Here is a 13228-nt window from a genome sequence, read left to right as displayed (position 1 = left end):
GCCCGACAGCTCCCTTTAGGCTGTACTCGCAGAATTTCTCATGGTTGCAGGAAGGCATACGTCGGTCATGGCGCAGCAGGACACCGATCAGCAGCACGTGGGCGTGCTCCCCGTGGACGACGAGGGCTTCGTCAACGACACGGAGGAGACGGAGGAGCGCGAGAACGCCTGGCGGGCGCGTGGCGCCTCGCGGCCGATCACGGTCGTCGGGAACCCGGTGCTCCACAGGGAGTGCAAGGACGTCACCGAGTTCGGTGCGGAGCTGGACCAGCTGGTGGCGGACATGTTCGCCTCGCAGCGCACCGCCGAGGGCGTGGGCCTGGCCGCCAACCAGATCGGCGTCGACCTGAAGGTCTTCGTCTACGACTGCATGGACGACCAGGGCGTCCGGCACGTCGGCGTGGTCTGCAACCCCAAGCTGGTCGAGCTGCCCGCCGACGAGCGCCGCCTGGACGACAGCAACGAGGGCTGTCTGTCGGTGCCGACCGCGTACGCGGCCCTGGCTCGTCCGGACTACGCCGAGGTGACCGGGCAGGACGAGAAGGGCAACGCGATCAAGGTGCGCGGCACCGGCTACTTCGCTCGGTGTTTGCAGCACGAGACCGACCACCTGTACGGGTACCTCTACATCGACCGGCTCTCCAAGCGCGAGCGCAAGGACGCGCTGCGGCAGATGGCCGAGAACGAGCCCCGCTACCCCGTGGTCGCCAACGACTGACCCACAAGTCCCGCACGCACGGCGTCTGTTCAGGATCCCCACCCTGACCAGGCGTCGTTCGTCTGTCCGTCGCACATTCGATCGGATATGCGCATCTAGTGATCCATATTCAGTCACGCAGGGGGAGCTTCTCAGCACTGTGGGGGAGTGAATGAAGCAAATCCGTTCCCAGGTCGGTCAGTTGTGGTGCTGAATAGGGAGGGTGGGGATACGCAACGGCGCACGCCCGGTACAGCGGGAGGGGCGCGCGCAACTGGCGGCTGAGAGGGGTTTGTTCGTGCATGCTTTCTCACACAGCACCACAGCGACATCTGCGGCGATCGCGGTTCCACCCTCGCTCGCTCTCCCGGTGATCGAGGCCGCGTTTCCCCGGCAACTCCACCCGTATTGGCCCAGACTCCAGGAGAAGACCCGTACCTGGCTGCGGGATAAACGGCTCATGCCGGCGGACAAGGTGGAGGAATATGCCGACGGCCTGTGCTACACGGACCTCATGGCGGGCTACTACATTGGCGCTACCGACGAGGTCATGCAGGCGATTGCGGACTACAGTGCGTGGTTCTTCGTCTGGGACGACCGGCACGACCGTGACATCGTGCACGGGCGCCCGGTCGCCTGGCGGCGGCTCAGGTTCCGGTTGCACGCGGCCCTCGACTCCCCCGAGGACCACCTGCACCACGAGGATCCGCTGGTCGCCGGGTTCGCGGACAGCATGGTGCGGCTGTACGCGTTCCTGCCGGGGACCTGGAACACCCGGTTCGCCCGGCACTTCCACGCGGTCATCGAGGCGTACGACCAGGAATTCCACAACCGTACCGAGGGAATCGTCCCGACGGTCGAGGAATATCTCGCACTGCGGCGCCTCACTTTCGCGCACTGGATCTGGACCGACCTGCTGGAGCAGAGCGCCGGGCATGAACTCCCGGACGCCGTGCGGAAACACCCGGTATATCGGCGCGCGGCACTCCTGAGTCAGGAGTTCGCCGCCTGGTACAACGACCTCTGTTCACTCCCCAAGGAAATAGCGGGAGACGAGGTTCACAATCTCGGAATCAGCCTCATCAAACACGATGGGCTGACTCTGGAGGAGGCCGTGGCGGAAGTCAGGCGGCGGATCGAGGAATGCATATCCGAATTCCTCGTCGCCGAGCGGGACGCCCTGCAATTCGCCGACGACCTCGCCGACGGCACCCTTCACGGAAAGGAACTGAGTGCCGCCGTGCGGGCCTGTGTCTGCAATATGCGGAACTGGTTCAGCTCCGTCTACTGGTTCCACCACGAGTCCGGCCGGTACATGGTCGACAGCTGGGACGACCGGTCCACGCCCCCGTACGTCAACAACGAAGCGGCAGGTGAGAAATGACCGTCGAGTCCGTGAAGTCCGAAGCCTCGGCCGGCGAGGCTCCGGAGCTGCGTGAGCCACCCCTCGCGGGCGGCGGTGTCCCCGGCCTCGGCCATGGCCTGAAGCTCGTCCGGGACCCACTGGCCTTCATGTCCCGACTCCGCGACCACGGCGACGTCGTCCGGCTGAAGCTCGGCCCGAAGACGGTGTACGCGGTCACCACGCCGGAGCTCACCGGCGCCCTGGCCCTCAACCCGAACTTCAAGATCGACGGCCCACTGTGGGAGTCCCTCGAGGGCCTGGTCGGGAAAGAGGGCGTGGCCACGGCGAACGGGCCCCGGCACCGGCGCCAGCGGCGCACCATCCAGCCCGCCTTCCGGCTCGACGCGATCCCCGCGTACGGCCCGATCATGGAGGAGGAGGCGCACGGGCTGACCGAGCGCTGGCAGCCGGGCGAGACCATCGACTGCACCTCGGAGTCGTTCCGGGTCGCCGTGCGCATCGCGGCCCGCTGTCTGCTGCGCGGCGCCTCCATGGACGAGCACGCGGAGCGGCTGTGCGTCGCCCTCGCCACCGTCTTCCGCGGCATGTACCGGCGGATGGTGGTGCCCCTCGGGCCGCTCTACAACCTGCCGCTGCCGCCCAACCGCAAATTCAACCGGGCGCTGGCCGATTTGCATCTCCTCGTCGACGAGATCGTCGCCGAACGGAGGGCATCTGGTCAAAAGCCGGACGATTTGCTGACGGCATTGCTGGAGGCGAAGGACGAGAATGGCGAGCCGATCGGGGAACAGGAGATCCACGACCAGGTCGTCGCGATACTCACCCCGGGCAGCGAAACGGTCGCGTCCACGATCATGTGGCTGCTGCAAGTCCTCGCGGAACACCCGGAACACGCGGACAAGGTGTGCGCGGAGGTCGCATCCGTCACCGGTGGTGGCCGTCCCGTCGCATTCGGAGACGTCCGCAAGCTCACCCACACGAACAATGTCGTCGTCGAGGCGATGCGTTTGCGCCCCGCCGTCTGGATATTGACGCGGCGGGCGGTGACCGACACGGAGCTCGGCGGGTATCGCATTCCGGCCGGGGCCGACATCATCTACAGCCCGTATGCGATCCAGCGCGATCCGAAGTCGTACGAAGGGAACCTGGAGTTCGACCCCGACCGGTGGCTTCCGGAACGCGCCACGGACGTGCCCAAATACGCCATGAACCCGTTCAGCGTGGGCAACCGCAAGTGTCCGAGCGACCACTTCTCGATGGCGCAGCTGACGCTCGTCACGGCGGCGGTGGCGACGAAGTACCGCTTCGAGCAGGTGTCCGGATCGAACGACACGACCCGGGTGGGCATCACGCTCCGGCCGCACAGGCTGCTGCTGCGGCCGGTGCCGAGGTGAGGGTCAGGCGGCTTCGGGTCCCCTGAACGTCCGCCGGTAGGCGTTCGGGGTCGTCCCCAGCGCCCGTACGAACTGGTGGCGCAGCGCGGCCGCGGTGCCGAACCCTGTTCGGCCCGCGATCGCGTCCACCGTCTCGTCCGACGCCTCCAGCAACTCCTGTGCCAGCAGAACGCGTTGGCGCAGGATCCAGCGGTAGGGAGTGGTGCCGGTCTCCTGCTGGAAGCGGCGGGCGAAGGTGCGCGGGGCCATGTGCGCGCGGGCGGCGAGCTGCTCGACGGTGACCTCCTCGTCGAGGTGCCGCTGCATCCACGCCAGCACCTCGCCGACGGTGTCGCACTCCGAGCGGGGCAGCGGGCGCTCGATGTACTGGGCCTGCCCGCCGTCCCGGTGCGGCGGTACGACCATCCGCCGGGCGATCCTGTTGGCGACCTCCGGACCCTGTTCCTGACGCACGATGTGCAGACAGGCGTCGATGCCGGCGGCGGTGCCGGCCGAGGTGACGACGGGGCCCTCGTCGACGTAGAGCACGTCCGGCTCGATGATCGCCCGCGGGTACCGCCGGAACAGTTCCTCGGCCTGCCGCCAGTGCACACTGCACCGCCGCCCGTCGAGCAGCCCGGCGGCGCCCAGTACGAAGACGCCGGAGCAGACGCTGAGTACCCGGGCGCCGCGGTCGACGGCCCGGAGGAGCGCGTCGAGGAGTTCGGGCGGATAGTCGCGCGACACATAGTCGCTGCCCGCCGGTACCGCGATGAGGTCGGCCTCCTCCAGCCGCTCCAGGCCGTACGGCGTGGTGACGGTCAGTCCGCCGACGTGCGTGCCCAGCGTCGGTCCCTCCGCCGACACCACGGCGAAGTCGTAGGCGGGCAGGCTCTCGTCGCTGCGGTCGATGCCGAACACTTCGCAGACGACGCCGAGTTCGAAGGGGTGCACGCCGTCGAGAAGGACGGCGGCGACGTTCTTCAGCATGCCCCCAGTGTGCCTTGCCGTTGGCAGTAAATCGAGGGTGTGCGGCAGTCCTGCCACTGTTGGTAAGGAGTGTCCAGCGCGAGAGTGATGACATGACTACCGCACAGACAGAAGGACTGACCGGAATGCTCGCCGTCCTCGGAATCCTCGTCCTGCTGGTCCTCCCGTCGCTGATCGGGATCGTGCACGACCGGCGCATCGACCGCCGGATCAGGGAGGCTGAGGGGGCCCGCCGGGAGCCCGGCGACTCCTGCCCCCGGCCGCGGCGCCAGGGCTACTTCACCACCACGGTGACCCACCACTCCTGAAGCCCCTCGCACGAGACCCGGCCGGTCTCGGCGGCGCACAGCGGGCGCGACGAGCTCAGCCGCGCCGTGCCTGCCGAGACTGCCTCGAACGCGGAGCTCGCGTCGCCAGGCAGGAGGACGATGCCGCTGTTGGTGGCCTCGAGGACGCTGCCGTCGGCGGTGACCGGCTTCCACGGGCGGCTCTGGGTTCCGTCCAGGCTGATACGGACCGTGCCCCCCACCGCCAGGCACACCGTGCGGCCGTTGTCGCCGGCGTCGAGCTCCGGCACGGACGTACAGCCAGGCGAGGACGGAGAGGGTGACGAGGACGGTGAGGACGGCGACGACTCCGTGGGCGACGGCGATACGGTGTCGCTGCCGTCGCCCCCGCCGCTGCCGGCCTGGGTGCCGCACCCCGCGAGCAGCAGCGTCAGCGCTGCGAGGGCGAGGGTCCTGTGGCGGGTCGTACGGCGCATGGTGCGGCCTCCTCGCCGATGAGACGTACGACCCACGCACCCGGATCCACGCCGTCGCGGACCGTCAGAAGTCCTCGTCCAGGTCCACGGTGCCCTCCACCGCCACCTGGTACGCCGACGGACGCCGCTCAAAGAAGTTGGTCAGCTCCTGGACGCCCTGCAGCTCCATGAAGGAGAAGGGGTTCTCGGAGCCGTAGACCGGAGCGAAGCCGAGGCGGGTGAGGCGCTGATCGGCCACGCACTCCAGGTACTGGCGCATCGACTCGGTGTTCATGCCCGGCAGGCCGTCACCGCACAGGTCGCGCCCGAACTGCAGCTCGGCCTCGACGGCCTCCAGCAGCATGTCGGTGACCTGCTGTTGGAGCTGGTCGTCGAAGAGGTCCGGCTCCTCCTTGCGGACGGTGTCCACCACGTCGAAGGCGAAGCTCATGTGCATCGTCTCGTCGCGGAACACCCAGTTGGTGCCGGTGGCCAGGCCGTGCAGCAGACCCCGGCTGCGGAACCAGTAGACGTACGCGAAGGCACCGTAGAAGAACAGGCCCTCGATGCACGCGGCGAAGCAGATCAGGTTGAGCAGGAAGCGGCGGCGGTCGGCCTTGGACTCCAGGCGGTCCAGTTTCTCGACCTCGTTGATCCACTTGAAGCAGAACTCCGCCTTCTCGCGGATGGACGGGATGTTCTCGACCGCGGCGAAGGCGGCCGCCCTGTCCTCCGGGTCCGGGAGGTAGGTGTCCAGGAGGGTCAGATAGAACTGGACGTGGACGGCCTCCTCGAAGAGCTGGCGGCTCAGGTACAGCCGTGCCTCGGGGGAGTTGATGTGCTTGTACAGCGTCAGCACGAGATTGTTCGCCACGATCGAGTCGCCCGTCGCGAAGAACGCGACCAGCCGGCCGATCATGTGCTGCTCGCCCTCGGACAGCTTCGCCAGGTCGGCGACGTCCGAGTGGAGGTCGACCTCCTCGACGGTCCAGGTGTTCTTGATGGCGTCCCGGTAGCGCTCGTAGAAGTCGGGGTAGCGCATGGGGCGCAGGGTCAGCTCGAAGCCAGGGTCGAGGAGGTTCTTGTGCTGTTCGGGTGCGGCGGTCATGAGGTGCGAGGGGCGGATTTCCCAGAGGTCATGTCTGGGGGCGCCCTGTCTCCTTCTCTGTGGTGTAGGTGTATCCGTCAGCTCGTTGGAGGAGGCGGACGTGCCGGTGATGGATGCTCTGCACAGTTCCGTGCCGGGTGGTGATGTTGAAGCTGCCTTTGGTGCGGACTGCGACCCGACCTGTATGCGTCCCGGCCTTCTTGCCCGTGGGAACTACGGCCCGGACGAAGTCTCCGGTCTGGAATCCGTGCACGGTTTTCTTCCTGGGCAGGCGCAAGCGGGGGAAGCCGTGCTTGTCGGTGCGGGTGCGGGTGTACGTGCCTCGTCCGGTGCAGCCGGCTGTCAGCACCTGTAGCGGATGTCGGGTGATGGCATCGACCGTGCCGACGGCGAGGGCATCCAGAGCGTGAGTCTTAGGCAGGAAGTTGCGGATGCGATTCCATTTGGTGCGTCCGCCGGAGGAAACGTGGGTTCGCCAACGGGCATCGAGGCCACGCCACAACGCCCATCTGGTGCTGTTCACAGCAGCAGCGTCTGTCAGTGGTGCCTTCGCTTCAGCGAGGATCTTCGCGAGTCGCTGAGGGCTATGAGCCAGAAACTCTTCGACCGGGGCATTCCCCTTGGCTTGGTTGCAGGGAATGCAGGCCAACGTGAGGTTGGAGATGCGATCAGTGCCGCCTCGCGAGCGAGGGCGGATGTGATCGATGTTCAAAGGCACGCCGGTGGCTCCACAGTAGGCGCACGCATGACGCCACTTGGTGAGCAGGTACTCACGGGCCTCGTAGCCGACGAGGGTTCCCTGCTGATACTCGATCCCGTCCAGGGACTCCTTCCCTTGAGTCAGTGCATGGGTGTCGAACACCGCACGTTCCATGTGCACCGTTCTCACCGGAGCCCAACTAGTGAGCCTTTCCATCCAGGCGAGACTCGTGTCCACCCGGTGGCGAAGCGAGGGTGGGAGCCAACCGGGCGTGACAGCACGGTTGTTGAAGCGTGGGGCGCGGTAGCGCAGGTTTGCGACGCGTCGGCGACGTCGGAAAGCAGCACGCCGGAGCATGTTCTTGTGGACAGTCGCGCCACGGTGATCGAGCTGAAGCGCAAATCGCCCTCGTCGCTCACCTTTGACTGCGGTGAACACCGCGATCCCCGTGTGCCTGCTGCCAGGATCGATGCCGATCTCCACTCCGTCCACCACGGATTCGGCGACGGTGCGGTCCTTAAGACGGATCACGAACGGCGTGTGCCGGTGTACAACCGCACGCCCCGCGCGCAGCAGTTTCCGAGCGCGCGCCGAGCTGCACGGTTGCAACGGCGCGCCATGCTTGTCGAGTACGAACACGTACGGATGGGCCTCACGACCCTTCTCTCGGACCGAACGGTCCGAGGTGACGCGCTCAGCAGCAGGTGAACTGCCAAGCGTCTCCCCTCGCACATGTCCCGTACCGGCTGCCGTGTTGTGGCGCCCGGCTCCCGTTTCGTCCATGCTCCCGAGGTTGTCTGCTGAGCCGGGTTCCAGAGCCGACTGCTGAGGAAGCACAGTCGGGTGGGTCTGCTGCCCTGTACGGAACGTAGCCATCAAGGTCACCTCCTTCTTGGTGATGGCTGGTGCTGGTCACAGCAAGCGCCGACCACAAAGGCCGACGCCCCCACTCTTCGAGTGGTGGAGCCTGTGACTACTGACAGGCCTCGCAGCTCTCCGGGTTCTCCAGAGAACAGGCGACCGCATCGGTCGTACTGTCCAACTGTTGTGCGGGAATCGAAGTTACGGACGCCGCGCGGGCGATCCTCGTCGCCGGGCGGGAGCGCAGGTAGTACGTCGTCTTCAGGCCCGACTTCCAGGCGTACGCGTACATCGAGGAGAGCTTGCCGATGGTCGGCGTCTCCAGGAAGAGGTTCAGGGACTGGGCCTGGTCGAGGAAGGGGGTCCTCGCCGCTGCCATGTCGATCAGGCCGCGCTGCGGGATCTCCCACGCCGTGCGGTACAGAGCCCGTACATCCGCCGGGATCCAGGCGAAGTCCTGCACCGAGCCGTTGGAGTCGCGCAGCGCCTCGCGGGTACGGGCGTCCCAGACGCCGAGCTTCTTCAACTCGGCCACCAGGTACGAGTTGACCTGGAGGAACTCGCCGGACAGCGTCTCGCGCTTGAACAGGTTGGAGACCTGCGGCTCGATGCACTCGTAGACGCCGGCGATCGACGCGATGGTGGCCGTCGGCGCGATGGCGAGGAGGAGCGAGTTGCGCATGCCGACCGCGGCGACACGTTCCCGCAGGGCCGCCCAGCGCTCCGGCCAGGTGAGGTCCACGTCGTAGTGGTCGGGGTGCAGGACGCCCCGGGCGGTACGGGTCTTCTCCCAGGCCGGAAGCGGGCCGTTGCGCTCGGCGAGGTCGGCGGAGGCCTCGTACGCGGCGAGCATGATCCGCTCGGCGATACGGGTGGAGAGGGCCTTGGCCTCGGGCGAGTCGAAGGGCAGGCGCAGCTTGAAGAAGACGTCCTGGAGGCCCATCGCGCCCAGGCCGACCGGGCGCCACCTGGTGTTGGAGCGGCCCGCCTGCTCGGTCGGGTAGAAGTTGATGTCGACGACGCGGTCGAGGAAGGTGACGGCGGTGCGGACCGTCTCGTCCAGCCGCTCCCAGTCGATGTCGTTCTCGACCACGAACGCGCCGAGGTTCACCGACCCCAGGTTGCAGACCGCCGTCTCCCCGTCGTCCGTGACCTCCAGGATCTCCGTGCAGAGGTTGGAGGAGTGGACGACATGGCCCGGCTCGGCCGTCTGGTTGGCGGTGCGGTTGGCGGCGTCCTTGAAGGTCATCCAGCCGTTGCCGGTCTGCGCGAGGGTGCGCATCATGCGGCCGTACAGGTCACGGGCCGGGATGGTCTTCCTGGCGAGACCGTCCGCCTCCGCCTTGCGGTACGCGGCGTCGAACCCGTCACCCCACAGGTCGACCAGCTCCGGCACGTCGGAGGGGGAGAAGAGGGACCACTGCTCGTCGGCGTTCACGCGGCGCATGAACTCGTCCGGGATCCAGTGCGCGAGGTTCAGGTTGTGCGTACGGCGGGCGTCCTCGCCGGTGTTGTCGCGCAGCTCCAGGAACTCCTCGATGTCGGAGTGCCAGGTCTCCAGGTAGACCGCGGCGGCACCCTTGCGCCGGCCGCCCTGGTTCACGGCGGCGACGGAGGCGTCGAGGGTCTTCAGGAACGGGACGATGCCGTTGGAGTGCCCGTTGGTGCCGCGGATGAGGGAGCCGCGGGAACGGATCCGGCTGTACGACAGTCCGATGCCGCCGGCGTGCTTCGAGAGGCGGGCGACCTGGTGGTAGCGGTCGTAGAGGGAGTCCAGCTCGTCCAGCGGGGAGTCGAGGAGGTAGCAGGACGACATCTGGGGGTGCCGGGTGCCGGAGTTGAAGAGGGTGGGGGAGGAGGGGAGGTAGTCGAGGCGGCTCATCAGGCCGTAGAGCGCGGCGACTTCGTCGACGGACCGGGGGGTGTCGTCCTCGGCGAGACCGGCGGCGACGCGCAGCATGAAGTGCTGGGGCGTCTCGATGACCTTGCGGGTGATGGGGTGCCGCAGGAGGTACCGGCTGTACAGGGTGCGCAGGCCGAAGTAGCCGAAGCGGTCGTCCCCCTGGAGATCGATCAGCGCGTCGAGGCGGGCCGCGTGCACGCGCACGAACTCCGCCGTACGGTCCGCGATGAGGCCCTCGCGGTGGCCGACCGCGACCGACTCGGTGAACCACGTGACGCCCTGCGAGGCGGCCTCGGCGGCGATGCTGACGGTCAGCAGCCGGGCGGCCAGGCGCGAGTAGGCGGGGTCCTCGGAGATGAGTCCGGCGGCGGCCTCGGTAGCCAGCTCGCGCAGCTCCGATTCGTCGGCCCGGGCGGACCGGCCGCGCAGCGCCGCGGCGGCGACCCGGCCGGGGTCGGCGTCGGGGAGGTCGGCGGTCAGCTCGGTCAGGGTCCGCAGCAGCGCGGTTCCGGGGCCGTCTTCGTCCACAGGGGCGGTCGCTGAAACCGGATCGGCTGGCGCGATGGTCACGTGGGGCTCTCCCTCGCTCGGCACGGGGGCCTCGGCGGGAGGGCAGGGGGCAGCACACGAGCGCACGCGGCGTCGCGCCCACCGGCCCATTCCGCGAGGCCCGGACGTCAGGGCACCCGGACCGGACGGCCGGGCGCGCTGTCGGCAGGTCCTCGGACTGAACATGCGTGCAGATACACGCAAGTACACCGTTGCGGGACAGTTCCGGATTCGCACCGGATTCCCCTGCGGCGACAGCGAGCATGAGCATACATCTTGTGCCGGGTCTCGGTGACACCCCTAGATGTTGTGTCGCGGCGACTTTACAGCGTCAACTCATAGGTGAGAAGCGTGAACTCGTCGCCCGGGATCGGGTTCCAGTCGCGCTCGGGGGAGCGGACGAACCCGAGGCGTTCGTAGATGCGGTGGGCGGCGTGCATGGTGCGCTGGGTCGACAGGATGATGCCGGTGCAGCCGTCTGCGACCCTCGCGCGGTTGATGCAGGCGCGTACGAGGGCTTCTCCGGCACCTCTGCCCCGGGCCGCTCGGCTGACGGCCAGCATCCGGATCTCGGCCTCTCCTGGGCGGGCGAGGTCGGCCATGGGGCCGCCGGAGGGGACGTAGGTGACGGTGCCGAGGAGCTGGCCGTTCTGGGCGGCGACCAGTACGTCTGCGGCGGATGCTCGCTTGGCGACGTCTCTCAGTTCGCCGAGGTACCAGTCGCTCTCGCCGAAAGAGAGGAGGCCGTCCTGGAGGTAGGCCTGGGCTGTGATCTCGCCGAGCGTTTCGTATTCGGTGGGTTTCGCTGCCCGAATCGCTATGTCCATGCAGGTGAGTGTGCACGAAAGCGGGCCGCCGCAGGTCTTGCTCCTCGGCGGCCCGCTGCGGGTTGTGTGTGGTTGCTCGCGCCCACGCGGCGGAGCCACATATCGACACAGCCCCGCGCCCCTTGAGGGGCGCGTTTCAGTGGCCGGCGCCCACCTTGGGAAGCTCCGTCTTCACCCCCGCGTCGCCCGCGTCCGCCGTGTAGTCCTCCGGGCTTGTCTCGTCCACGCCCTCGGGGGCCTTCGCCGCCTTCAGGACGAAGGTCAGGATCACCGTGACGACCACGTTCAGGACGAACGCCGTGAGGCCGATGTAGCCGATCTCGCCGATGCCGGGGATCTCCTTGGAGGAGCCGCCGAAGTGCTTCTGGGTCGGGGAGGCGACGCCGTACGCGGCGATCGTGCCGTAGAGCATGCCGACCGCCCAGCCGGCGAGCAGCGCCCAGCGGTGGAACCAACGTGTGAACAGGCCGCCGACCAGGGCCGGGAAGGTCTGCAGGATCCAGATGCCGCCCAGGAGCTGGAAGTTGATGGCGACCGTCTTGTCCATCGTGAGGACGAAGACCAGGGCGCCCACCTTCACCAGGAGGGAGACCAGCTTGGAGACCTTGGTCTCCTGCTCCGGTGTGGCGTCCGGCTTGATGAAGTCCTTGTAGATGTTGCGGGTGAAGAGGTTCGCCGCCGCGATCGACATGATGGCCGCGGGGACGAGGGCACCGATGCCGATCGCCGCGAAGGCCACGCCCGCGAACCATGCCGGGAACATGTTCTCGAACAGCTGCGGGATCGCCAACTGGCCGTTGGCGACCTGGACTCCGGCCGCGATCGCCATGAAGCCCAGCAGCGCCAGCAGACCCAGCATCAGGGAGTACAGCGGCAGGATCGTGGTGTTGCGGCGGATCACCTCACGGCTCTTCGAGGAGAGCGTCGCGGTGATGGAGTGCGGGTACATGAAGAGCGCGAGCGCGGAGCCCAACGCCAGCGTCGCGTACGTCCACTGGCCGGCCTCGGCCGGCACCAGCGCACCGCGCGGCGCGCCCGTCGCGGGGTTGGGCTGGCTGTAGGCCTCGCTCGCCTTGGCGAAGATCTCGTCGAACCCGCCCAGCTTGATCGGGATGTAGATGATCGCCACCGCGATGACGATGTAGATCAGCGTGTCCTTCACGAACGCGATCAGCGCGGGTGCGCGGAGGCCGGAGGAGTACGTGTACGCCGCCAGCACGCCGAAGGCGATCAGGAGCGGGAGGTCCTTGATGAACCAGTTGGTGTTCTCGCCGCCGCCGACGCCCATCACGTCCAGCACCGCCTGGATGCCGACGAGTTGCAGCGCGATGTACGGCATCGTCGCGAGGATGCCGGTCACCGCGACGGCCAGCGACAGGCTCTTCGAGCCCCACCGGCCGCGCACGAAGTCCGACGTCGTCACGTACCCGTGCTTGTGCGAGACCGACCACAGGCGGGGCAGGAACGTGAAGATCAGCGGGTAGATCAGGATGGTGTACGGCACCGCGAAGAAGCCCATCGCGCCCGCCGCGTAGATCGCCGCCGGGACCGCCACGAAGGTGTACGCCGTGTAGAGGTCGCCGCCGAGCAGGAACCAGGTGACCCAGGTGCCGAACGACCGGCCGCCCAGACCCCATTCGTCGAGGGTCTGCTCGTTCTCGGCCTTGCGCCAGCGCGCGGCCAGGAAGCCCATGACCGTGACGGCCAGGAAGAAGAAGATGAAGACGCCGAGTGCGACGCCGTTCACACCGTCGTTCATCGGCCCGGACCTTCCCGACGGGCGCGCTGGTCACGCTGCCACAGCTTGTACGCGATCATGGTCAGCGCCGTGGCGATGACCACCCACAGCATCTGGTACCAGTAGAAGAACGGAATACCGGCGAACTCCGGGTCGGTCTTGGCGTACGAACCGACCCACAGCATCGCCACGAAGGGCGCGACAAGACAGAGGGCGATGACGACACGCACGGGTGTCACCGTCCCTCTGCCCGCTTCTGGGACTTGTGACATCTGGCGGCTCCGTTTCCCTCATTGATCACCGGCGTAATTGCGCAGGCAATCTAGGTCACGGTGTCGCAGATGCGGAACCCCTCGTCCGTATTCCGGTCCAGG

General features: G+C 67.6%; 12 protein-coding genes and 1 riboswitch. Of the genes, 4 read left to right on the top strand and 8 right to left on the bottom strand.

All coding sequences use genetic code 11. The features are described from left to right. The first annotated feature begins 67 nt into the window (after positions 1-67). The 3 genes from def (at position 68) to AQJ91_RS32480 (ending at position 3457) form a co-directional block, all read left to right on the top strand. Positions 68-718, top strand: a complete 651-nt coding sequence (gene def, locus AQJ91_RS32490; protein WP_067028701.1) for a peptide deformylase — start codon at positions 68-70, stop codon at positions 716-718. A gap of 277 nt (positions 719-995) precedes the next feature. Then, entirely contained in the window at positions 996-2081 is a 1086-nt protein-coding gene (gene cyc1, locus AQJ91_RS32485) for an epi-isozizaene synthase (protein ID WP_107122594.1), read from the top strand. Next, the gene (locus AQJ91_RS32480; protein ID WP_067028695.1) at positions 2078-3457 is read left to right on the top strand and encodes a bifunctional albaflavenone monooxygenase/terpene synthase; all 1380 of its coding nucleotides are present in this window, start codon (positions 2078-2080) and stop codon (positions 3455-3457) included. The genes cyc1 and AQJ91_RS32480 overlap by 4 nt, the downstream gene beginning before the upstream one ends. 3 nt (positions 3458-3460) lie before the next feature. Here the strand turns inward: AQJ91_RS32480 and AQJ91_RS32475 are convergent, their stop codons facing one another. After that, positions 3461-4426, bottom strand: a complete 966-nt coding sequence (locus AQJ91_RS32475; protein WP_067028692.1) for a helix-turn-helix domain-containing protein — start codon at positions 4424-4426, stop codon at positions 3461-3463. Between the two features lie 92 nt (positions 4427-4518). Between AQJ91_RS32475 and AQJ91_RS32470 the strand changes: the two genes are divergently transcribed. Further along, positions 4519-4734, top strand: a complete 216-nt coding sequence (locus tag AQJ91_RS32470; protein WP_067028689.1) for a hypothetical protein — start codon at positions 4519-4521, stop codon at positions 4732-4734. Here the strand turns inward: AQJ91_RS32470 and AQJ91_RS32465 are convergent. From AQJ91_RS32465 to AQJ91_RS32440, 7 genes are all read right to left on the bottom strand, one after another. Beyond that, positions 4701-5189 (bottom strand): hypothetical protein, encoded by a 489-nt coding sequence (locus AQJ91_RS32465; RefSeq protein ID WP_067028686.1) that lies wholly within the window; start codon positions 5187-5189, stop codon positions 4701-4703. The two genes, AQJ91_RS32470 and AQJ91_RS32465, sit on opposite strands and share 34 nt — an antisense overlap. Positions 5190-5253: 64 nt before the next feature. Next, the gene (locus AQJ91_RS32460; protein ID WP_067028683.1) at positions 5254-6276 is read right to left on the bottom strand and encodes a ribonucleotide-diphosphate reductase subunit beta; all 1023 of its coding nucleotides are present in this window, start codon (positions 6274-6276) and stop codon (positions 5254-5256) included. A 28-nt stretch (positions 6277-6304) separates the two neighbouring features. After that, positions 6305-7759, bottom strand: a complete 1455-nt coding sequence (gene iscB / locus AQJ91_RS50395) for an RNA-guided endonuclease IscB (RefSeq protein ID WP_234383145.1) — start codon at positions 7757-7759, stop codon at positions 6305-6307. 190 nt (positions 7760-7949) lie between these two features. Further along, a complete protein-coding gene (locus tag AQJ91_RS32455; protein WP_067028680.1) occupies positions 7950-10310 on the bottom strand; it encodes a ribonucleoside-diphosphate reductase subunit alpha in 2361 nt (786 codons plus the stop codon). A 126-nt stretch (positions 10311-10436) separates the two neighbouring features. Further along, a riboswitch (cobalamin riboswitch) is annotated at positions 10437-10560 on the bottom strand. Between the two features lie 52 nt (positions 10561-10612). After that, the gene (locus AQJ91_RS32450) at positions 10613-11116 is read right to left on the bottom strand and encodes a GNAT family N-acetyltransferase (protein ID WP_067028677.1); all 504 of its coding nucleotides are present in this window, start codon (positions 11114-11116) and stop codon (positions 10613-10615) included. A 136-nt stretch (positions 11117-11252) separates the two neighbouring features. After that, positions 11253-12875: a monocarboxylate uptake permease MctP gene (gene mctP, locus AQJ91_RS32445; protein WP_067028674.1), complete on the bottom strand. Its 1623-nt coding sequence runs from the start codon at positions 12873-12875 to the stop codon at positions 11253-11255. Continuing rightward, positions 12872-13126, bottom strand: coding sequence for a DUF3311 domain-containing protein (locus tag AQJ91_RS32440; protein ID WP_067028671.1), 255 nt, complete (start codon positions 13124-13126; stop codon positions 12872-12874). Before AQJ91_RS32440 ends, mctP begins: the two co-directional genes overlap by 4 nt. Positions 13127-13228 lie beyond the last annotated feature (102 nt).

Source organism: Streptomyces dysideae, assembly GCF_001514305.1.
In the GTDB taxonomy this organism is placed as follows: Bacteria; Actinomycetota; Actinomycetes; order Streptomycetales; family Streptomycetaceae; genus Streptomyces; species Streptomyces dysideae.
This window is presented reverse-complemented; position numbering and strand designations above follow the sequence as displayed.